This is a genomic window from Enterobacteriaceae endosymbiont of Donacia dentata (genome assembly GCF_012570745.1).
Lineage (GTDB): Bacteria > Pseudomonadota > Gammaproteobacteria > Enterobacterales > Enterobacteriaceae.
In genome coordinates this window covers 351,644-375,903 of the sequence record NZ_CP046212.1, presented here as the reverse complement: position 1 = coordinate 375,903, position 24,260 = coordinate 351,644, and the positions used below count along the sequence as shown (strand labels likewise).

Below are 24,260 nucleotides of genomic sequence, written 5' to 3'. Positions count from 1 at the left end.
AACATTGTAATTATTATCAATAAGGTATTTTTATTATAAATTAATATACTACGGAATATGTATTATGATTAATATTCATATAGAAAATCAATTATATAAAGTTAATAAAAAAGATAATTTATTAAAAATATGTTTATCTTTAGGTTTTAATATACCATATTTTTGTTGGCATCCTATTTTAGGAAGTATAGGTGTTTGTCGTCAATGTGCAATAAAACAATATGATAATACTAAAAAAAAAGGACATATAATTATGTCCTGTATGTCTTTACCTTCGAAAGAATCAAATATTATTATTAATGATAATGATATCATTAATTTTCGTAAAAAAATTATTGAATTATTAATGTTAAATCATCCTCATGATTGTCCTATTTGTGATGAAGGAGGTAGTTGTCATCTACAAGATATGACTGTTATGGTGGGACATAATATACGTAGATATACTTTTCCTAAAAGAAAATATAAAAATCAATACTTAGGTCCCTTTATATCTCATGTAATGAATCGCTGTATTACGTGTTATCGTTGTGTAAGATTTTATAAAAATTATGCTGGTGGAAAAGATTTTAATGTTTTTTCATCAAAAAATGATATTTATTTTGGAAGATATAATGATGGAATATTAGAAAATCCATTTTCTGGAAATTTAATTGAAATTTGTCCAACAGGAGTATTTACTGATAAAGCTTATACTAATAATTTTACAAGAAAATGGGATCTTCAATATGCTCCTAGTATTTGTCAACATTGTTCATTAGGATGTAATATTTTTGTTGGAGAACGTTATGGTAAATTATCTAATATACAAAATAGATATCATGAAGAAATAAATCATTATTTTCTTTGTGATAAAGGTTATTTTGGTTATGGTTATACTTATTTAAAAAATAATCCTATTAATATTATTTATAATAAAAAAATTATTTTTAATAAAAATATAATTGTTAAAAAAATTACGAACTTAATATTAAAATCTCAAAAAATTATTGGTATAGGCTCACCTAGAGCAAGTATAGAAAGTAATTTTCTTTTAAAAAAATTAGTTGGAAAAAAAAATTTTTGTTTAGGTATTTTAGAAAGTGAAAAAAAACAAATTAATTATATAATAAAAATATTACAAAATACAAATATATATTTTCCAACTTTATCAGAAATAGAAAATTATGATGTAATTTTAATTTTAGGAGAAGATTTAAGTAATACAAATCCTCGTGCAGCTTTAGCAGTAAGACAAGCAATGAAAAAAAATATACTTCATAAAAATATTCCTTATTGGCATTCTGATGCAATTTTAAATATTAAAAATAGATCATCAAATTCATTATTTATAACAAGTCTTGACAAGACAATGTTAGATGACATTTCTTCATGGAATTATTATAATACTATAATTAAACAATCTCAATTTGGTTTTGCATTAGCAAATTGCATTGAAAATAAAAAAAATGATATATTTTTATATGATAAAACATTAAAAAACAAAATTATTGAAATAAAAAATATTTTATTAAATTCAATAAAACCTTTAATTATTTCAGGAACAGGATCTAATTCTTTAGAATTAATATCTGCATCTTATGCTGTAGCACAAGCACTTAATAAAAAAAAAAAAAATACAGGTTTATTTTATGGATTAAATACGGTAAATAGTATGGGTTTAGGATTAATAAATGGAAAATCTTTAGATGATATATTTATTAAAAATAATTTATTTAATAATAATTCAACTATAGACACAATTATTATTATGGAAAATGATCTATATTTTTATGAAGAAAAAAATAAATTAAATAATTTTTTTAAAAATATTCCTAATATAATTGTATTAGATCATATATTTAGTAGAACTATGGAAAAAGCAAATATAATATTACCAACAGCAAATTTTATGGAAAGTAGTGGAACTGTTATTAACAATGAATGTAGAGCACAGAGATTTTTTCAAGTATATAAACCTTCTTTTTATAATAAAAATAATAATAGAAAATCAAGTTGGAAATGGATATATAAAATATATGCTAAATTAAAAAATTTAGATAATAGTATTACTTTAGATGAAGTAATTAAAAAATGTGAAAAAAATATTTCAATTCTTAAAGGAATTAGCTTAGCTGCTCCTAAAGCAAATTATAGAATACATAATCGAAAATTTGCAAGATCACCAATTCGTTATAGTGGAAGAACATCAATACTATCTAATAGTAGTGTTAATGAACCGGAACAACCAAAAGATAAAGATACTATATTTAATTTTTCTATGGAAGGAAATTATAATTCAAATATTAATTGTACACATTTGCCATTTTTATGGTATCCAGGATTAAATTCTTCACAATCATTATATAAATTTCAAAAAGAAATAGGAATTTCATCAAAATATGGACCTACAGGATTTAAAATTCGTGAAAAAAAAAATAATAAAATTAAGATTAAAATAAAAAATAATTTTAATAAATTTTCTATTTCTAAAAAATTAATAATTGTTTCATATCATCATTTATTTTATAATAAGATTTTAATTCAAGAATCTTTTTTAATACAAAAATATTTTTATAATCATTATGTCGTTTTTAATCAAAAAGATGCTAAAAAATTAGGCATTTTAAATAATCATTTAGTTAAATTATATTGTTTAAATAATATTTTTATATTAAAAACTTATATTTCAAAATTTTTACATCAAGGTTTGATTAGTATGCCATTAGGAATAAAAGAAATTCCATTATCTTTTTCAGGAAAAACTATTGAAAAAATAAAGGTATTAAAATGATTTTATTTTCTTTTTTAAATTCAATGGAATTAATATATATATTAAAAACATTATTAATATTAATAATATTAATAATTAGTGGTGCTTTTTTAAGTTTTATAGAAAGACGTATATTAGCTTTATTTCAAAATCGTTATGGACCTAATAGAGTTGGGTTATATGGTTGTTTACAATTATTAGCAGATATGATAAAAATTCTTTTTAAAGAAGATTGGACTCCTAATTTTTCTAACAAATTATTATTTAATATAGCACCTATAATTGCTTTTAATTCATTATTATCAGTATTTGCCATATTACCAATTACTCCTTATATAATGATATCTAATTTAAATATTGGGATACTTTTTTTTTTTATGATGGCGAGTATTTCCGTATATTCAATTTTATTTGCAGGTTGGGCTAGTAATAATAAATATGCTTTATTAGGAACTATTAGAGGAGTAGCTCAAATAATCAGTTATGAAATTTTTTTAGGTTTATCATTAATGGGTATTATTTGTCAAACTGGATCATTTAATTTATTTGATATAGTAAATCAACAATATAAATATTGTTGGAATATAATACCTCAATTTTTTGGTTTTTTATCTTTCATTATAGCATCTATAGCATTGTGTCATAGACATCCTTTTGATCAACCAGAAACAGAACAAGAATTAGCTGATGGTTATCATATTGAATATTCTGGAATGAAATTTGGATTATTTTTTATAGGAGAATATATTAGTATTATTATACTTTCATCTTTAATAGTAATTTTATTTTTTGGCGGATGGTTAGGACCATTTTTACCATCTATTATATGGTATTTAATCAAAACTATAATATTTATTATATTATTTATTTTAATAAGAGCTTCATTACCTAGACCACGTTATGATCAAATTATGCATTTTGGTTGGTTTATATGTTTACCATTAACATTAATTAATTTAGTTATTACTGCTTTTATAGTATCATTAAAATAATTATTTATTAAAAAATAAAAAAATGAATATAAAAAAATTTTTTTTTGATGTAATGAGTCAAATTCAAAGTATTTTTTTAGTCTGGAAAAATATTTTTAGTAGAAGAGAAACTATTATGTATCCAGAAGAAAAAGTTCATTTACCAACAAGATATAGAGGTAGAATTATATTAACATCTGATTTAAATAATAATGAAAAATGTGTTGCTTGTGATCTTTGTGCTGTAGTATGTCCAGTAGGTTGTATAACTTTAAAAAAAGCAGTAAAAAAAAATGGAAGATCTTATCCATTATTTTTTAGAATTAATATATCTAGATGTATTTTTTGTGGCTTTTGTGAGGAAGCTTGTCCAACAGGTGCAATACAATTAATCCCTGATTTTGAATTATGTGAATTTAATAGAAAAAACTTAATATATGAAAAAAATGACTTATTAATCAATAATCAAGGAAAATATTCTGATTATGATTACTATGATATTTCAGGAGTGAATATTCTGAATAAAAAAAAAATATCTACTAAAGATTCAAATATTGAAGTGGATATTAAAAATATATTACCATAATATAAATTAAAGGTATGTTTTTATGGAAAAAATATTTTATATATTGGAATTTATATCAATAATTTTTACATGTTTTATAATTATAAGTGTTAATCCTATTTATACATTAATATATTTTTTAATTTCATTAATTTCAATATCATGTATATTTTTTCTTTTAGGTGATTATTTTGCAGGAGCACTAGAAATTATTATATATGCAGGAGCTATTATTATCCTATTTATTTTTGTTTTAATGTTATTAAATTATAAAAAAGTTGAATTAGAAGAAAAATATTACTTAATTAAAAAATTACCACTTATAATAACTATTATAATTTTTACTTTATTATTTTTAATAATTACATTTTATATTTTTAAAAATTTATATAATACAAAATATATACTATATAATTTTCTTGATATTAAAAATATAGGTATAAATCTATTTACACAATATAAAATTATTATAGAATTAATTTCAATCTTATTATTATCTAGTGTAATTATTGTTTTACATATAGGAAAACAAAAAATTAATTAATATTTTTACTAAAAATTTTTTAAACATAAAAAGAAAAAAAAATGATACCTTTACATCATGTTTTAACATTTATAGTTATAATATTTGTTATTGGATTAATAGGAACAATTATTAGACGTAATATGTTATATATTTTAATTTTTACTGATATAATGTTAAATATAGCTGCATTATCATGTATAATTTCTGGTAATTATTGGAAACAAACAGAAGGAGAAATTATGTATATTTTATCCATAAGTATATCAGCTATAGAAACTTGTATAAGTTTAATTTTATTAATAAAATTGTATTATTATAATAATACAATTAATATTGATTCAATTAGTGAGATGAAAGGATGAAATACCTTTTTTTAATTATTTTAATGCCATTCATTAGTTTTTTAATACTGTCTTTATTTTCAAATTATTTAAATAAAGTTCAAATTTCAATAATTGGAGTAAGTTTTATAGGAATAAGTTCAATTATTACGTTAATTATAGGTTTTATCTTTTTTAATAAAAATCTTTTGTCATATAGACAATTTTTATGGCAAATGTTAAATATTGATAATTTACATATTAATGTAAGCCTTTATTTAGATATGTTATCTTTAATTATGTTATCTATTACAACATGGATAGGTTTTCTTATACATATATTTTCTATTTGGTATATGAAAAATGAAAAAGAATATTCTAAATTTTTTGCATATACAAATTTATTTATTGCAAGTATGGCATTATTAATTTTGGCAGATAATTTTATTTTAATGTTTTTTGGATGGGAAATAGTTGGTGTTTGTTCATATTTATTAATTGGTTTTTTTCATGAAAAAACTTTTAATGGATTATCCGCTATTAAAACATTTTTAATCACTCGTTTTAGTGATATTTTTTTAATTATTGGTATATTTTTAATATTTCAAATATTTCATACTTTAAATTTTTCTAAAATATCATCATTAATTTTATTATCTAATATTTATTATAAATCATATTATTTAAAAATAATATCTATAATGTTAATTATAGGTGCAATAGGTAAATCTGCTCAATTTCCTTTAAATACTTGGTTGATAAATGCTATGGTTGGACCTACTCCAGTATCAGCTTTAATACATGCTGCTACTATGGTAACAGCCGGAATTTATTTAATTTTACGTAATAATATATTATTTTTGATGAACAGTAATATACTATTTTTAATTAGTATAATTGGTTCAATAACAATATTATTATCTGGTTGTTCTGCATTAGTACAAAATAATATTAAACGTATTTTAGCTTATTCCACTATGAGCCAAATTGGTTATATGTTTTTAGCATTAGGTATTAATTCATGGCATGCAACCTTATTTCATGTAATTTCTCATGCTTTTTTTAAAGCATTACTATTTTTATGTGTTGCATCTATCATTTTTTCATATAAAAAAGAGCAAAATATATTAAAAATAGGAAAAATAAAAAAACATCTTCCTTTTATATATTATTGTTTTTTATTTGGTTCAATATCTTTATTATCATTTCCTTTTTTAACTATAAGTGGATTTACCAAAGAAAAAATTCTTTATGAAATTATCATAAAACAACATAATTTATTATTTATTATTAGTATAATAGGTAGTTTTCTTACTTCTTTATATACTATACGTCTGATTTATATTATTTGTTATAAAAAAAATAATACTATTCCTACTACCATAAATGGTAATAATAAATTTACACATAATTTTCCTTTACTTATATTAAGTATATTGTCAAGTTTTATAGGAATAAAATTATTACCTATAAAAAATAATTTTTTACTACCTAATAAAATATTACTAATTAATCACAATTATTATTTTATTATACAAATAATATCTATAATGATATCTATAATGAGTTTCTTATTATATATGTTTTATAGTAAAAATATTATTTTTATTAAAAAAATTAATAAAAATTATTTCAATAAACTTTTTTTTATAAACCATTTTTTTTTAAATGGATGTTATATTGATTTTATTTATAAAAAAATTTTTGTTAATAATTTTATAAAAATATTATCTATCATAAAAAATGATCCTATTTCAAAATTTATTAATTTTTTAGTAATAAATACAATAAATCAAATAGGGAAAATATTATTAATAAGTGAAAATGGATATATACGTTGGTATATGTCATTAATGTATTTGGGATTATTTTTAATATTTGTATATTTAATAATATTAAATCATAAATATTATTAATACTTTAAAAATTTAAATTTATATATAAAATTATTAAAAATATAATTAGGAAATTTTATTTATGTTATTACCATGGTTAATATTAATTCCCTTTATTAGTGGTATTATTTGTTGGCAAAGTGAAAAAATAAACTTTAAAATACCTCGTTGGATTTCTTTAATTTCTATTAGTTTTATTTTTATTTTATCAATTTTTGAATATATTTTAAATTTAAATTATTTTAATCAAAAAATATTATTACATTCTTTATGGATATCAGAATTTGTTTTTAATTGGATTCCTCGTTTTGGTATAAATTTTCATCTAGCTATAGATGGATTATCATTATTAATGATTAATCTTACTGGATTACTGGGTATAATGGCAGTTTTATGTTCTTGGAATGAAATAAAAAAATGGCATGGATTTTTTCATTTAAATTTGTTATGGATTTTAAGTAGTGTAATTGGTGTATTTTTATCCATAGATATGTTTTTATTTTTTTTATTTTGGGAAATTATGTTAATACCTATGTATTTTTTAATATCTTTATGGGGTCATCAAGATATAAAAAAAGGTTATAGTAGAATTAAAGCAGCTACTAAATTTTTTATTTATACACAATCTAGTGGATTATTAATGTTATTAGGAATTTTATCATTAGTATTTTTAAATCAAACAATAACAGGAAAATTAACTTTTGATTATAATATTTTATTAAATAATCATTTAAATTTAAAAACAGAATTTTTATTAATGTTATTTTTTTTTATTGCTTTTGCAATAAAAATGCCTATAATTCCATTTCATGGATGGTTACCAGATGCTCATAGTCAAGCACCAACAGCTGGATCTGTAGATCTTGCAGGTATTTTATTAAAAACAGCAGCTTATGGTTTATTAAGATTTACTTTACCATTATTTCCAATATCATCTTCAAAATTTTCTTTTATTGTTATACCATTAGGTATAATAGGTATATTTTATGGATGTTTAATGGCTTGTACACAAACTGACATAAAAAAAATTATAGCATATACTTCTATATCTCATATGGGATTTATTTTAATAGGAATTTATAGTAATAATAAATTAGCTTATCAAGGAGTTATTATACAAATGTTATCTCATGGTATTTGTGCTTCTGCTCAATTTATTCTTTGTGGACAAATATATGAAAGGTTAAAAACTAGAAATATTAAATTAATGGGAGGTATATGGAATTATCTAAATATATTACCAGGATCGTTTTTATTTTTTGCTTTAGCAAGTATTGGTATTCCTGGAACAGGAAATTTTATAGGAGAATTTTTAATTTTATTAGGTATTTTTAATCATTATCCAATTTATGCTACTATTGCAACATTTAGTTTATTATTTTCTAGTATTTATTCCTTAAATATGATACAAAAAATTTTTTATGGACCTAAAACTAAAATATTAATTTTAACACATGACATATTTTTGAGAGAAAAAATTATTCTTTTCATACTTATAATTTTATTATTAATTATAGGATTTTATCCACAACTTATTTTAAATATATCAAATAATACTATTAATAGTATATTTAATAGGATTATTTAATTACAAATAAGAAAACTATTTTATAGTTTAAAAAATTTATTTAAAAAATAGAATTTATTTATGACTAAATTACTAGTACTGTTAATGCCATTTATTATTATGGTTCTATTATCAATTATTTTATTAATAAAAATATCAATTAAAAGAGATAATTTCACAAGTTTAATTATTACAATTTTAGGATTTATATTAACAATAATATCTATTATTTATACAAAAAATATTAATTTTTCAAAAAATTATTTATTTTTTAAAGATAATTATTCATTTTTTTATAATATTTTATTAATAATTAATAATATTTTAATTTGTTTAATATCATATATTTGGTTATCTTTTTTAAAATGTAATAAAGACGAATTTTATTTATTAATAATAATATCAACTATAGGAAGTATGGTTTTAATTAATGCAAATAATTTTATTACCATGTTAATGGGAATTGAATTAATATCTATTCCTATATGTGGTTTGATAAGTTATAATATTAAATCAAAATATTCATTAGAAGCCAGTATTAAATATATGATTTTATCTACTATATCATCATCATTTTTAATACTTGGAATATCTTTTATTTATTTAGATTATGGTAACTTAAATTTTATTTATTTAATTAATCATTATTCTTATAATAATATATACTTAATCAAATATTTATCTTTAATTGGAATATTTTTAACTTTAATAAGTTTAGGATTTAAATTATCAATAGTACCTTTTCATTTATGGACTCCTGATGTATATCAAGGTTCATCAATGCCTGTAACAATTCTTTTAACTACATTTAGTAAATCAGCTATTTTTGTATTTTTAGTAAAATTTTTAATATATTTTTCGCAAATTAACTATAATAGATTTTTTTTCTATAAAATATTAATTATATTATCAATATTATCAATAATATTTGGTAATATCATGGCTGCTATTACAAAAAACAATATTAAACGTATATTAGGTTATTCTTCTATAGCTCAAATGGGATATATGTTTGTAATTTTAATTTACAATCAAATATATGCCACACATACATTTTCATTAGAAATGATGAGTGTATGTATTATTAGTTATATAATTAGTAATTTTAGTATTTTAGGAATTATGAGTATATTATCAAGTTTTAATCTTAAGGATAAAAATATAGATAAAATATATTATTATCGTGGATTATTTTGGTATGATCCTACATTAACTATTATATTAACAATAATGTTATTATCTTTAGCTGGTATTCCAATTACAATTGGTTTTATATCTAAATTTTATTTAATAATATTAAGTATAAAAATTAAATTATGGTATTTAACTAGTATTATTATTTTAGGAAGTGCTATAGGATTATATTATTATTTACGTATCATTATTAGTATGTATTTAATTCCATCTGAAATAAATAAAAATATTTATTTAGATACAATTAAAAATAATAATTTTTTTATTTTTATTAAAAAATTAATGTTATTTTTAGCTATAATAACTGTTTTTTTAGGATTTTATCCTGAATTAATAATTCAAATTATTAAAAAATATATTTAATAAAAAATTAAACATATAATTTATATATCAAAAATATTTTTTTATAATTTTATATATAAATTTAATTATTATAAATAATAAAAAAAAATATATAAAATATTTAATAAAATTAGCAAAATTTTTAATAAAATTGAAAATAATTTCTCCAAAAAAATATCCAGTTATAGTAAAAAATATAGTCCATATAATAGAACCAGTAATATTTAACAAAAAAAATTTTAAATAAGAAATTTTAATAATACCCATAATGATAGGACTTAATAATCTAAAACCATAAATAAATTTTGTAATAATAAATATGTATGGATATTTAGTAATAATAGTATGATATTTTTGAATTTTATATCTATAATTTTTAAAAAAAAATAAAAATTTTTTACTATATTTTTTACCTATATAAAATAATAGTTGATTACTTATAATTGATCCAATTACAGTAATAAATAAAATTTTATTTAAAAATAAAATTTTTTTATGAGCAAGCATACCTGCAATAACAATAAAAGTTTCCCATTCAATAAGAGAACTTAATAATATAATTATATAACCATAATGATTTATTATTTTAATTATATTTGTATTTAACATATTTCTCTCATAAATAATAATAATAAAATTAATATTAATTATTTTACACAAAACAAACATATTTTTTTGGTGAGAAAGGGATTCGAACCCTTGATACGTTTCCATATACATACTTTCCAGGCATGCGCCTTAGACCACTCGGCCATCTCACCATAATTAAGATAATAATTATTGTTATAATTTTAATATTATAATAATATTATATACTATGTTAATAAAAAAAAAATCAGAATTCAATTTTTTATTTTATGATTATGAGACTTTTGGATTAAATCCTATTAAAGATAGGATTGCTCAATTTGCTTGTATACGTACTAATATTAATTTAAAAATTATAGGTAAACCTATAATACTTTATTGTAAATTATCTAATGATTACTTACCTGATCCAAAATCTATGATTATTCATAATATTAGTCTTGATTTAATAAATTTAAAAGGTCAAACAGAATGTAAATTTGCTAGTAATATTAATAAAATTTTTTCATTACCTAATACTTGTATTTTAGGTTATAATAATATCAATTTTGATGATGAATTTAGTAGATTTTTGTTTTATCGTAATTTTTATGATCCATATAGTTGGTTTTGGAAAAATAATAATAGTCGTTGGGATATATTATCTTTAGTCAGAGCCTGCTATGTATTAAGACCAGATGGTATTAATTGGCCTAAAAAAAATAATATTCCAATATTTAATCTTGAAAAAATTGCTAGTTTAAATAATATAAAAAATTTATATAGTAAAAATGCTCATGATGCATTATCTGATGTTTATACTACAATATCTATAACTAAATTAATTAAAAAAAAACAACCATTATTATATAAATATTTTTTAAAATATAGAAATAAAAAAAAATTAATAAAAAAAATAGATTTATCTAAAATTCAAATTTTTATTCATATTAGTAGTATTTATAAAAATAAAAATAATAATATAAGTTGTATTACTCCTTTATTTTGGCATCCAAAAAATAAAAATATATTAATATCATTTAATTTAGTAAATAATGTATATGATTTTTTACAAATTATAAAAAATACACAAATATATAAAAAAAATATTTTTTCGTACATACAACTTATTAATTTCAATAAATTTCCTTTACTACTTCCAGTAAATATTTTAAAAAAACAAGATCTTAAACGTTTAAAATTTAAAATTATATTTTATATAAAAAATTTTTTTATTTTAAAAAAAAATTTTTTTAAAATAAAAAAGATAATAAAATATATCTTTTTAAATTTTAAACAAAAAAATGAAGAAACAAATATTTATAATGTTGATGAACAATTATATAAAAATTTTTTTTCAAATGAAGATTTATTTAAATTTAAAAAAATACATAATAAAAAAAAAACTATTATTAATTTAAATGAATTTATATTTAAAGATATAAGAGCTAATATATTATTATTTAAATATAAAGCAAGAAATTTTCCATTTACATTAAGTAAAATAGAAAAAAAAACATGGGATATATATATAAAAAATATTTTTAATAAAAAATTTTTTAATAATTATAATTATGAAATTAAAAAATTATTACAAAAAGAACTTTATAATAAACAAATTTTAGTTTTAAAAAATTTGTTAAAATATATAAAAAATTTCTTCAAATTTTAATAAATATTATTATAATAAATGTCCCAATTTTATTTTTTTAGTTTTTAAATATTTATAATTTTTAATATTATATCCAGTAATTAGTGGTATTCTACATATAACATTTATACCATTTTTTTTTAAAATATTTATTTTATAAGGATTGTTAGTAAGTAATTTAATATTTAAAATACCTAATATTTTTAATATATTAATACAAGAAATAAAATTTCTTTCATCTGAATTAAAACCTAATTCATAATTTGCCTCTATAGTATCTAATCCTTTATCTTGTAAATTGTATGCTTTAATTTTATTTAAAAGACCAATATTTCTTCCTTCCTGTCTATGATAAATTAATATTCCACAATTTTCCTTAGAAATTTTTTTTAATGCTGATTCTAATTGTAAACCACAATCACAACGTAAACTAAAAAAAGTATCTCCTGTTAAACATTCTGAATGAATTCTTGTTAAAATAATTGAATTTTTATATATTTTTTTTATTCCATATACTAAAGCAATATGATTATTATTAGTATTTTTTTCTTCAAAACCTATTATAATAAATTCTCCCCATTTTGTTGGAAGCTTTGCTCTAGATATTTCTTTTATATTCATTTAATTTTACCTATAAAAATAAATATTTTAATATTTAATTCAAAAAAATAATTTGTAAATAATTATTTATGTAAGAAAAATTTTTATTTTATTGAATTTTTTATAAAAATAATTTATTTATATAATAAACTATTATTTTTAGGAATTATATGAATTTATTAAAATCATTAACTACAGTTAGTATAATAACGTTATTTTCTAGATTATTAGGTTTTATTAGAGATAGTCTTATTGCAAAAGTTTTTGGTGCTGGAATTTATAGTGATTCCTTTTTCATAGCATTTAAATTACCTAATTTATTAAGGCGTATATTTGCTGAAGGAGCTTTTTCTCAAGCATTTACTCCTATATTAGCTGAATATAAAAATAAAAGAAGTAAAAAAGATACTAAAAATTTTATTGCCTCTACATTAGGTATGTTAATAATAATACTTTCTATAATAATTTTTTTTGGAATAATATTTTCTTCTTTAATTATTTCTATTATTGCTCCGGGATTTGTAAATACAGATTTTAAATTAAAACTTACATCTAAGATATTAAAAATGACATTTCCTTATATTTTATTTATATCTTTATCATCATTAGCTAGTTCAATTTTAAATATTTGGAAAAATTTTTTTGTACCAGCATTTACTCCTGTTTTATTAAATTTAAGTATGATATTACTAATAATAATATTTCCTAAAATTTTACAACCTCCAATATTAATTTTAGTATGGGCAGTTATAATTGGAGGATTATTACAAATTTTTTATCAATTAATTTATTTAAAAAAATTAAATATGTTAATATTACCTAATTTTAAGACTTTTGATTCAGGTGTATTAAGAGTTTTAAAAAAAATGGGTACCGCTATTATTGGAGTTACTGCTGTACAAGTATCTTTATTAATTAATTCTGCTTTTTCTTCTTTTTTAATCACAGGATCTATTACTTGGATTTATTATGCAGACCGTTTAATGGAATTACCTATAAGTATGTTTGGAATAGCATTAACTATAGTATTATTACCTGCATTAACTGATGCTTTTACACAAAATAAAGAAAAAGAATATAATAAATTAATGGATATAGGATTACGTTTATGTTTTTTATTAATAATTCCTAGTTCATTAATTTTAGGTTTTTTATCTAAACCATTATTAATTGCTTTATTTCAATATGGAGAATTTACATATTTTGATGTTTTAATGACACAAAAAAATATTATTATATATTCACTAGGATTAATTTTTTTAATAATAGCTAAAGTATTATCAATAGGATTTTATGCAAGACAAGATGTAAAAACTCCTGTTAAAATTGCTATATTTGTTTTAATTATTACCCAAATAATTAGTCCTATATTTATATTTTTTTTACATCATATAGGATTTTCTATATCTATATGTTTTGCAGCATTTTTAAATGTTATTTTATTATTTAATACATTAATTAAAAAAAATATATATAAACCAGAAGTAGGATGGTTAAATTTTTTTTTTCGTATTACTATAATTACACTTTTTTTAAGTATAATGTTATTATTTATTTCAAAAATAATTTCTGAAAAATGGTTAATTTTATCTCCTTTTAAAATACGTATTTTTTGTTTATCAAGTATTTGTTTATTAGTTTTTTTATTGTATATATTTATACTATTTTTATTAAAATTTCGTGTAAGAGATTTTTCATTAAAAAATATTGTAAAAGAATAATTTTATTAAAATTTTTTATTTTAAAAATTAAATTTTTTCAACATATTTATTTTATATATTAAATTAAGTTATATTTAATTATTTTAGTTTTTAATATATTAATATATATTAAAAATTATATTTTTAGGTTATTATAATGTTAATAAAAAAAAATTTAATACATTTTATTTGTGATAAAAAATATAATTACAAGGGTTTGTATGTAACAAAATCTGCATTTTTACAAATAAATCAAATAATGAAAAAAAATAAAGATTATAAAGGAATAAAAATATTTTTAAAAAAATCTGGTTGTTTTGGATTTAAGTATAAAATTATTTTAATAAAAAAATTATTTAATTATGAAATTTATTTTAAAAAAAAAAATATATTTATTTATTTAGATAATAAAGATCTTTGTTTTATAGACGGAACTATTATTGATTTTATAAAAAATAATTTTCATGAATCTTTTCAATTTACTAATAATAAAATAAAACAATTTTGTGGATGTAAAAAAAGTTTTAATATTAATTATAAAAAGAATTAATCAAATGAATGAAAATAATTTAAAATATTTTAAAAAAGATTATAAAGAAGGATTTATTACTAAATTAAAAAATAATAAATTTATTCCTGGAATTAATTTGGAAACAATATATCAAATATCTAGTATGCGTAATGAACCTAAATGGATGTTAAATTTTAGACTAAAAGGATATTATTCATGGATTAAAAAAAAAGAACCTCATTGGTTAAATGGTTATTATAAAAAATTAAATTATCAAAAATATATTTATTATTCTGCTCCTTTATATCAATTTAAAAAAAATAATAATATTAAAAATAAATATTTTACAGATGAAGTAAAAGAAACATTTAATAAATTACATATTCCTACAAAAGATAATAATTTAATAGCTGTTGATGCTATTTTTGACTCTGTTTCAGTTATTACAACAAATAAAAATACATTATTAAAAAAAGGAATAATTTTTTGTTCATTAAATGATGCGATACAAAATTATCCAGATTTAGTTAGAAAATATTTAGGTTCAGTAGTACCTGCTGATGATAATTTTTTTGCATCTTTAAATGCAGCTGTAGCATCTGACGGTACCTTTATTTATATTCCTAAAAATATACATTGTCCTATAGAACTATCTACCTATTTTAGAATTAATGAAAAAAATATCGGACAATTTGAAAGAACTATTTTAATTGCTGAAGAAAATAGTTATGTAAATTATATAGAAGGGTGTTCTGCTCCGATTAGAAAAAATTCTCAACTACATGCTGCTGTAGTTGAAGTTATTATACATAAGAATGCGCAAGTAAATTATTCAACTGTACAAAATTGGTTCCCTGGTCGCGGGAAAATAAATCATGAAGGAGGAATTTTAAATTTTGTTACTAAAAGAGCAATATGTAAAGGAAAAAATAGTAAAATGTCATGGACACAATCAGAAACAGGATCAGCAATTACATGGAAATATCCTAGTGTTATTTTAAAAGGAGATAATTCTATTGGAGAATTTTTTTCAATTTCTTTAACAAATGGTTATCAACAAGCTGATACTGGAACTAAAATGATTCATATAGGTAAAAATACAAAATCAACAATTATTTCAAAAAGTATTTCTACAGAAAATAGTAAAAATACATATCGTGGATTAGTTTATATTGATAAATCATCCTATTATTCTCGTAATTTTACCCAATGTGATTCAATTTTAATTGGTACTAAATGTAGTACACATACATATCCTATTTTAAATATACGAAATAATACTTCACAAGTTGAACATGAAGCTACGACTTCTAAAATTGAAGAAGAACAAATATTTTTTTGCTTACAAAGAGGATTAGATATTGAAAATGCTATTTCTCTTATTATTAATGGATTTTGTAAAGAAATTTTTAATAAATTTCCTTTAGAATTTGCTGTAGAAGCACAAAAATTATTATCTATTAATTTAGAAAATAGTATAGGATAAAATTATATTTTTAATAATACTAAATACAGAAAAAATTATGTTAAAAATAAAAAATTTACATGTTGATATAAATAATAAAGTTATTTTAAATAAATTTTATTTATCTATAAATCCTGGAGAAATTCATGCAATTATGGGACCTAATGGTTCAGGAAAAAGTACTTTATCATATGTATTAGCTGGTAAAAAAGAATATAATATTTCTAAAGGAAAAATATATTTTAAAAATAAAAATTTATTATATATGAAACCTGAAATTAGAGCTAGAGAAGGAATATTCGTATCTTTTCAATATCCTATTGAAATACCAGGAGTAAGTAATGATATTTTTTTATATAATTCTTTAAAAGCAATAATAAAATATAAAAAAAAAAAAGAATTAGATAGATTTACTTATAAAAAAATTATTAATAAAAAAATAAAAGTTTTAGAAAAATCGAAAAATTTTCTTCAACGTTTTGTTAACGTAGGTTTTTCTGGAGGTGAAAAAAAAATTAATGATGTATTTTATATGTTTGTTTTAGAACCTGATTTATGTATTTTAGATGAAATTGATTCAGGATTAGATATAGACGCATTAAAAATTGTATCTAAAATAATTAATATAATGAAAAATGAAAAAAGATCTTTCTTAATTATTACACATTACCGACGTATTTTAGATTACATAAATCCTGATTATATTCATATTCTTTATAACAAAAGAATTATTAAATCAGGAAATTTTAATATTATTTCCCAATTAGAAAATCATGGGTACGATGGATGGATTAATGGAAAATAATATTTATAATCAATTAAAAAATATTTATAAAAATCATACAAAACATCATTTTTCTAATGTAGCAGAAAAAAATTGGTTAAAGTTAAAATTTTTATTAAAACAAAAAAAATATGATGATTTTCAAAAAAAATTTTTTAAAAATCTAAATAATAAATTTATAAGAAATTCTCAAAAATTATTCTTAAATAAAAATATATTAAAAAATTTTATATTTAAAATAGATGCTATTTCATTATATTTTATTAATGGAAAATTAGATAAAAATATTAGTGATATAAAAAATCCATATTACAAAATAACTATAAATAAATATAATAATATTTTTTATATAAATAATTTTGTTAAAAATAATATTTATACTTATTTATCTGAATCTCTTACAAAAGAGATTATACATATTAATATTAATAATAATATGAAAAATATTAAACCACTTTATATAATATATTTTAATTGTGGTAATAAAAATAATAATCAAATTTTTATGTCTAATTACAGAAATTATATATATATAAATAGTAATATTCATAATATTATTATATTAGAACATCATATTAATAATGATATATTATGTTTTAATAATATATATAATACTATATTATTAAATAATAATTCTACATTAGAATATTATCAATTTATTACTAATGAAAATAATAATAAAAATTTCAATTTTATTAATAATGAATATTATTTATATAATAATGTTTTTTGTAAAAAATATGATTTATTTATGTCTAATAAATTTATGAATCAAAATAATAATTTTCAATGTATAGGAAATAAATCTAAATTTATATATGAAAGTATATTATTTGCTAAAAATAGTAATTTAATGAATATTAATAATTATTTAGAGCATAAGGGAAATAATTGTTATAGTAATCAAATTCATAAAGCAATTACTTTAAATAAAGCTATAATAAATTTAATTGGTTTAATAAAAATAAATAAAAGTGCAATAAAAACGGATGGACAAATTAACTATAGTAGTTTACTATTAAGTAAGTTATCAAAAATAAATATACAACCTGGATTAGATATTTTAAATAATGATGTAAAATGTAAACACGGTGTATTTACAGGAAAAATAAATCCTGAACAGATTTTTTTTTTAAGGACTAGAGGAATAAATTTTAAAAAATCATATAATATATTAGTTACAGCATTTATACTAGATTCCCTAAAAAATATTTGTAATAATGATTTAATCAGAAATAAAATTTTTGATTATATATCATGTTATTTTTCTATAGAGAACTTTTTTAATGAATTTTAATATAATAGATATTAGAAAACAGTTTCCTATTTTATCTAAAAAAATTAATGGTAATAAATTTATTTATTTAGATAATGCAGCTACTGTACATAAACCTAAAAAAGTAATTTCTGCATTAAATTTTTTTTATAAAAATGAATATTCTTCTGTTAATAGAGGCATATATAGTTTAAGCATAAATGCAACTAATAACATGGAAAGAATACGTAATAAAATATCAAAATTTATTAATGCAAAATATACCGAAGAAATAATTTTTACAAAAAGTACTACAGAAAGTATTAATCTTATTGCAAATACTTGGGGTTTTAATAATATTAAAATTAATAATAATATTATTCTTTCTGGTATGGAGCATCATTCAAATATTATTCCTTGGATATTATTATCTAAAAAAATAGGATTTAATATAAAAATCATACCATTAGACAAATATGGGAAATTAAAATTACATAAATTAAATACTTTAATTGATAAAAATACTCGTTTAATATCAATAACATACATTTCTAATGTTTTAGGAACAATTAATCCTATTAAAAAAATTATTAAATTAGCAAAAAAAAATAATATTTTAACATTAATTGATGGAGCACAGGCAATTGCAAATAAAAAAATTGATGTACAAAAATTAAATTGTGATTTTTTTGTTTTTTCGGGACATAAAATTTTTAGTCCTACTGGTATTGGTATTTTATATGGAAGAAAAAAAATATTAAAATTGATGCCACCTTGGCAAGGTGGTGGTGGAATGATTACAGATATATATGGGAACAGACCTATTTGGGAGAAAATACCTTGGAAATTTGAAGCAGGATCTCCTAATATATCTGGTATTATAGGATTAGGTGTAGCATTATCATGGTTTAAATCTTTTAATATAAAAGAAATAATTAAACATAATAAATTTTTAACAAAATATGCTTTTAAAAAATTAAATAAAATTTCAAATATTAAAATTTTTGGGGAAAAATATTCTGCTAATAGAATTGGTATTATTTCTTTTAATTTAGGAAAATATAACCCCTATGATATAGGATGTTTTTTAGATCAATATGGTATTGCTATTCGTACTGGTCATCATTGTTCTATACCTATTATGAAACATTTTAAAGTAAAATCAATGTGTAGAATTTCTTTTTCTATATATAATAATATTAATGATATTGATTTTTTTATAAAAAAATTAACATATATAAACGATTTATTTAATAAATAATTATGTTATATACTTTACCTAGTAAAGATGAACTTGAAATAAATTTTAAAAATTGTAATAATTGGGAAGAAAAATATCTCTATATAATAGAATTAGGGAGTAGAATACCTATTTTATCACAACAACAACATTCTTTTGAAAATTTCATTCCTGGATGTCAAAGTAATGTTTGGATTTCTATAATAATTGATAAAAATAAAAATGTAAAATTTAAAGGAGATAGTGATTCTGCTATAGTAAAAGGATTATTAACAATGATTTTTATTTTTTATAAAAAAAAAAATTGTTATGAAATTATTCATTTTGATATTAAATCATGTTTTAAAAAGCTATCTTTTGATAGATATTTAACTATTTCTAGAATACAAGGGATTGATGTTATTATAAAAACAATTCAAAGAAAATTAATAAAATTTATATTTCAGTTAAATAGAGAAGATAAAATAAAATAAAATTAGATTTAATATTTTTATAAAATTAAAATTATTATATAATTTAATTACTTTAAAATTATAAAAAATTTTAAAATTTAATATATTTATAAGGAATATTAATTTTATGAAAAAAACTAAAATAGTCTGTACTATAGGTCCTAGTTCTGAATCTAAAGAAATTTTATCTCAACTACTCAATTTAGGAATGAATGTTGCAAGATTAAATTTTTCACATGGTAGTCATTATAATCATCAAAAAAGAATTAATACTTTAAAAAAAATTATTAAAAAAACAGGTCAAAAAGTAGCAATTTTATTAGATACTAAAGGACCAGAAATACGTACTATGAAATTATATAATAATACAGATATATATTTAAAATCAGGACAAAAATTTATTTTAACAACTGATCAATCAATTATTGGAAATAATAAATGTGTTGCTATTACTTATCCTAATATTATTAATGATATAAATATTGGAAATAAAATATTAATTGATGATGGATTAATAGCAATGAAAGTACTAAAAATATATAATAATCAAATATTATGTCAAGTATTAAATAATGGAAAATTATCAGAAAATAAAAGTATTAATTTACCAGGAATTTCTATTAAATTACCATCTTTATCTGAAAAAGATAAAGATGATTTAATTTTTGCATGTAAAAATAAAGTAGATTATATTGCTGCTTCTTTTATTCGTAAAAAAAAAGATATTATAGAAATAAAAAAATTTTTAAAATTATATAAAGGAGAAGATATTCAAGTTATAGCAAAAATTGAAAATCAAGAAGGTTTAAATAATTTTGATGAAATTCTAGATGTTTCTGATGGTATAATGGTAGCTAGAGGAGATTTAGGAGTTGAAATTCCTGTAGAAGATGTAATTTTTGCTCAAAAAATGATAATTAAAAAATGTAATTGTTTAGGAAAAATAGTAATCACTGCAACACAAATGTTAGATTCTATGATAAAGAATCCTAGACCTACTAGAGCAGAAGCTGGTGATGTAGCAAATGCTATTTTAGATGGCACAGATGCTGTAATGTTATCGGGAGAAAGTGCTAAAGGAAAATATCCGTTAGAATCTGTATCTATTATGTCAACAATTTGTGAAAGAACAGATATTACTATGACAAGTAGAATTTATTATTATGATAATAATAAAATAGATATAAGTATTACTGATGCAATATGTCGTAGTGCAGTCGAAATTTCAGAAAAATTAAAAGCTCCATTAATAATTGTAGCTACTCAATTAGGTAAATCAGCAAAAGCAATTAGGAAATATTTTCCTAAGGCTATTATTTTAGCTTTAACTACAAATAAAAAAACTGCAAAACAACTTATTTTAAGTAAAGGAATTATACCTAAACTTGTAAAAAAAATATCATCAACAGATGATTTTTATATCATAGGTAAAAAAATAGCAATATCAAGTAAATATGCTATATCAGGAGATTTTATTGTTATGGTTTCAGGTGCGTTAGTACCTAGTGGAACTACTAATACGACTTCTGTACACATTATATAATATACTAAAATAGTAAAATTTAAAAATTTGTTATTAATTAATTAGTGATAAATATTTTATTAAATATTTTTCCTAATTTTTTTAACAATAAAATGTAAATGTTTAATTGTAAAATAAATTTCTTTTTTTGTAGTAAATCTTCCAAAAGAAAAACGTATAGAACTTTGAATTAATTTTTCTGTTAATCCTAAAGATTTTAATACATGAGATGTATGTGTATTTGAAATACATGCAGAAGAAGAAGAAATAGCAATATTTTGCATTTCCATCATAAGTATTTTATTAAAAATATCTTTAATACCTATGTTAATTATATATGGTGAACTATTCTTAAAATCTCCATTAATATATATACCATTAATATTTTTAATTCCATCCCATAATTGTTTTTTTAATTTTTTTATTCTTTTTTTTTCTTTATCAATTTCATTAACAGAAATATTTAATGCTTTTGCCATACCAATAATTTGATGTACAGCTAAAGTTCCTGATCTTATTCCTTTTTCTTGTCCTCCTCCATGAATTAATGGAGATATTTTAAATTTTGTTTTGTTATTTTTTCTTATATATAAAACACCTATTCCTTTAGGACCATAAAATTTATGTGCAGAAAATGATAATAAGTCAATATTTATTTTTTTTAAATTTAACTTATATTTACCTATGCTTTGAGTAGCATCTACGTGAAAAATTATATTTTTTTTTTTACAAATATTTCCAATATATTTAATATTATTAATAGTTCCTATTTCATTATTAATATGCATTATAGATACTAAAATAGTATTATTTGTAATTTTTTTTTCTAAAATATCTAAATCTAGAGAACCTATATTAGAATTTTTTAAGTATATTATTTTAATTCCTAATTTTTTCATATAATGACAAGTTTCTAATACAGCTTTATGTTCACTAATACTTGTAATAATATTTTTTTGATCATAATTATTACTATAATTAGTAATTATTCCTTTTATTGCTAAATTAATAGATTCTGTAGCACTAGATGTAAAAATTATTTCTTCTTCTTTACTTCCTATTATATTAGCTATATCAGATCTAGCTTTTTCAACAGCATTTTTTGCTTTTATACCAAATATATTTGAATAAGAAGATGGATTACCAAATATTCCATTTATAGTAAAATAATCATTCATTTTTTTCAAAACTCTTTCATCTACAGGAGTAGTAGATGCGTAGTCTAAATAAATCAATTTTTTCATCTTATAATTTATCTATATTTATCATTTAACTAAAAATTAAAATTATAAAACATAATTATTTATATATAACAATCATTGTATAATATATATTAATTAATATAAAATGTTAATTTTATTATATTAATAAATCAGGATATTTTTTTATGAATAAAATATTATTAGAATCACAAATAACAGTTTTTATTTTTGATTCTGGTTTAGGAGGTATTTCTATTTATAATTATATTAAAAATTTTTTTTCAAATGTAAATTTTATATATTTGTTAGATAATAAATATTTTCCTTATGGGGATAAATCAAAAAAATTTATTTTTAATCGTTTAGTACAAATTTTAAAAAAAGTTTCTGATCATCATAATATTTCATTAGCTATTATTGCATGTAATACAGCCAGTGTTTCTAGTTTACCTAAAATAAGAAAATATTTTAATTTTCCTATTATTGGAATTATTCCTGATATTAATTTAGCTATAAAAAAAACTAAAAATAATGTTATTGGTTTTTTAGCAACTAAAACTACATTAAAAAATTTAAAAATAAAAAAAAAAATTAATTTTTTCAATAATAAATTTACAATAAAAACTATATCTTCTCAAAAATTGGTATTTGCAGCTGAAAAAAAATTATTAGGATATAAAATTGTTTTGGATGAAATTAAAAAAATATTTATTTCTTGGTATAATTTAAATATATTTCCAGATACAATAATATTAGGTTGTACACATTTTTCTTTAATTATAAATGAATTAAAAGAAATTTTTCCTAGTAATACTATTTTTTTAGATTCTAAAAAAAAAATTTTTTTAAAATTAAGAAAATTAATAAGTTATAATAAATTAATTTTATATACAAAAAAAAATTTTGTTTTATACACTAAAGAAAATAAAAATATAAAAAAAGTTAAATTTTATTTTTTAAATCAAAATTTTAAATTTATTTATAAATTAAAAATTTAATTTATTATTTATAATAATAAAAAACTTGACTATTTAATTGATATGTAACATAGTTAATGTTGTTTTATAGTTCTTTAAAAATTTATAAAAAACTTTTGAGGGCACTCTTTTATAAGAGTTTTAAATTTATGAATTTGTTTTTATAAAATTTATATTTTTAGTTTTATTAAAATTTTGTATA

General features: G+C 18.7%; 21 protein-coding genes and 1 tRNA gene. 18 read left to right on the top strand and 4 right to left on the bottom strand.

The window, feature by feature from the left end; all coding sequences use genetic code 11:
- Positions 1-64 precede the first annotated feature (64 nt).
- The 8 genes from nuoG (at position 65) to GJT90_RS01805 (ending at position 10,153) form a co-directional block, all read left to right on the top strand.
- Positions 65-2,773, top strand: coding sequence for an NADH-quinone oxidoreductase subunit NuoG (nuoG, locus tag GJT90_RS01840; RefSeq protein WP_168920177.1), 2,709 nt, complete (start codon positions 65-67; stop codon positions 2,771-2,773).
- Positions 2,770-3,744 (top strand): NADH-quinone oxidoreductase subunit NuoH, encoded by a 975-nt coding sequence (nuoH, locus tag GJT90_RS01835; protein WP_168920176.1) that lies wholly within the window; start codon positions 2,770-2,772, stop codon positions 3,742-3,744. The genes nuoG and nuoH overlap by 4 nt, the downstream gene beginning before the upstream one ends.
- Before the next feature lie 22 nt (positions 3,745-3,766).
- Complete coding sequence (gene nuoI / locus GJT90_RS01830; protein ID WP_168920175.1) at positions 3,767-4,309, top strand: NADH-quinone oxidoreductase subunit NuoI; 543 nt, start codon at positions 3,767-3,769, stop codon at positions 4,307-4,309.
- 22 nt (positions 4,310-4,331) lie between these two features.
- Entirely contained in the window at positions 4,332-4,832 is a 501-nt protein-coding gene (locus tag GJT90_RS01825; RefSeq protein ID WP_168920174.1) for an NADH-quinone oxidoreductase subunit J family protein, read from the top strand.
- A gap of 41 nt (positions 4,833-4,873) precedes the next feature.
- Positions 4,874-5,176, top strand: a complete 303-nt coding sequence (gene nuoK, locus GJT90_RS01820; protein ID WP_168920173.1) for an NADH-quinone oxidoreductase subunit NuoK — start codon at positions 4,874-4,876, stop codon at positions 5,174-5,176.
- A complete protein-coding gene (gene nuoL, locus GJT90_RS01815; protein WP_168920172.1) occupies positions 5,173-7,050 on the top strand; it encodes an NADH-quinone oxidoreductase subunit L in 1,878 nt (625 codons plus the stop codon). The genes nuoK and nuoL overlap by 4 nt, the downstream gene beginning before the upstream one ends.
- Positions 7,051-7,111: 61 nt before the next feature.
- A complete protein-coding gene (gene nuoM, locus GJT90_RS01810) occupies positions 7,112-8,617 on the top strand; it encodes an NADH-quinone oxidoreductase subunit M (protein ID WP_168920171.1) in 1,506 nt (501 codons plus the stop codon).
- A 60-nt stretch (positions 8,618-8,677) separates the two neighbouring features.
- Complete coding sequence (locus tag GJT90_RS01805) at positions 8,678-10,153, top strand: NADH-quinone oxidoreductase subunit N (RefSeq protein WP_168920170.1); 1,476 nt, start codon at positions 8,678-8,680, stop codon at positions 10,151-10,153.
- A 27-nt stretch (positions 10,154-10,180) separates the two neighbouring features.
- Here the strand turns inward: GJT90_RS01805 and GJT90_RS01800 are convergent, their stop codons facing one another.
- Entirely contained in the window at positions 10,181-10,741 is a 561-nt protein-coding gene (locus GJT90_RS01800; RefSeq protein WP_168920169.1) for a DedA family protein, read from the bottom strand.
- 67 nt (positions 10,742-10,808) lie between these two features.
- Positions 10,809-10,893 (bottom strand) — tRNA-Ser (locus tag GJT90_RS01795).
- A 56-nt stretch (positions 10,894-10,949) separates the two neighbouring features.
- Here GJT90_RS01795 and sbcB point away from each other — a divergent pair.
- Complete coding sequence (gene sbcB, locus GJT90_RS01790) at positions 10,950-12,371, top strand: exodeoxyribonuclease I (RefSeq protein WP_168920168.1); 1,422 nt, start codon at positions 10,950-10,952, stop codon at positions 12,369-12,371.
- A 9-nt stretch (positions 12,372-12,380) separates the two neighbouring features.
- On the opposite strand, the gene ribA is transcribed toward sbcB, so the two are convergent.
- On the bottom strand, positions 12,381-12,971 hold the full coding sequence (gene ribA / locus GJT90_RS01785; protein WP_168920167.1) for a GTP cyclohydrolase II: 591 nt from the start codon (positions 12,969-12,971) through the stop codon (positions 12,381-12,383).
- A 149-nt stretch (positions 12,972-13,120) separates the two neighbouring features.
- On the opposite strand from ribA, the gene murJ reads away from it, so the two are divergent.
- The 8 genes from murJ to pykF all read left to right on the top strand — a co-directional run bounded on the left by murJ (position 13,121) and on the right by pykF (position 21,900).
- The gene (gene murJ / locus GJT90_RS01780; protein WP_168920166.1) at positions 13,121-14,671 is read left to right on the top strand and encodes a murein biosynthesis integral membrane protein MurJ; all 1,551 of its coding nucleotides are present in this window, start codon (positions 13,121-13,123) and stop codon (positions 14,669-14,671) included.
- Between the two features lie 136 nt (positions 14,672-14,807).
- The gene (locus tag GJT90_RS01775) at positions 14,808-15,200 is read left to right on the top strand and encodes a HesB/IscA family protein (RefSeq protein WP_168920165.1); all 393 of its coding nucleotides are present in this window, start codon (positions 14,808-14,810) and stop codon (positions 15,198-15,200) included.
- A gap of 4 nt (positions 15,201-15,204) precedes the next feature.
- Entirely contained in the window at positions 15,205-16,647 is a 1,443-nt protein-coding gene (gene sufB, locus GJT90_RS01770; protein ID WP_168920164.1) for a Fe-S cluster assembly protein SufB, read from the top strand.
- Positions 16,648-16,684: 37 nt separating this feature from the next.
- Positions 16,685-17,431 (top strand): Fe-S cluster assembly ATPase SufC, encoded by a 747-nt coding sequence (sufC, locus tag GJT90_RS01765; RefSeq protein ID WP_168920163.1) that lies wholly within the window; start codon positions 16,685-16,687, stop codon positions 17,429-17,431.
- Positions 17,421-18,707 carry a SufD family Fe-S cluster assembly protein gene (locus GJT90_RS01760; RefSeq protein ID WP_168920162.1) on the top strand — a complete coding sequence of 429 codons (1,287 nt, stop codon included), beginning with the start codon at positions 17,421-17,423 and terminating at the stop codon, positions 18,705-18,707. Before sufC ends, GJT90_RS01760 begins: the two co-directional genes overlap by 11 nt.
- Entirely contained in the window at positions 18,697-19,926 is a 1,230-nt protein-coding gene (locus GJT90_RS01755) for a SufS family cysteine desulfurase (protein WP_168920161.1), read from the top strand. The genes GJT90_RS01760 and GJT90_RS01755 overlap by 11 nt, the downstream gene beginning before the upstream one ends.
- A 2-nt stretch (positions 19,927-19,928) precedes the next feature.
- A complete protein-coding gene (gene sufE / locus GJT90_RS01750; protein ID WP_168920160.1) occupies positions 19,929-20,378 on the top strand; it encodes a cysteine desulfuration protein SufE in 450 nt (149 codons plus the stop codon).
- Positions 20,379-20,484: 106 nt separating this feature from the next.
- The gene (pykF, locus tag GJT90_RS01745) at positions 20,485-21,900 is read left to right on the top strand and encodes a pyruvate kinase PykF (RefSeq protein ID WP_168920159.1); all 1,416 of its coding nucleotides are present in this window, start codon (positions 20,485-20,487) and stop codon (positions 21,898-21,900) included.
- 59 nt (positions 21,901-21,959) lie between these two features.
- Here the strand turns inward: pykF and GJT90_RS01740 are convergent, their stop codons facing one another.
- Entirely contained in the window at positions 21,960-23,123 is a 1,164-nt protein-coding gene (locus GJT90_RS01740; RefSeq protein WP_168920158.1) for a cysteine desulfurase family protein, read from the bottom strand.
- Between the two features lie 143 nt (positions 23,124-23,266).
- Here GJT90_RS01740 and murI point away from each other — a divergent pair, with 143 nt between their 5' ends.
- Positions 23,267-24,079 (top strand): glutamate racemase, encoded by an 813-nt coding sequence (gene murI, locus GJT90_RS01735; RefSeq protein WP_168920157.1) that lies wholly within the window; start codon positions 23,267-23,269, stop codon positions 24,077-24,079.
- Positions 24,080-24,260: the final 181 nt, after the last annotated feature.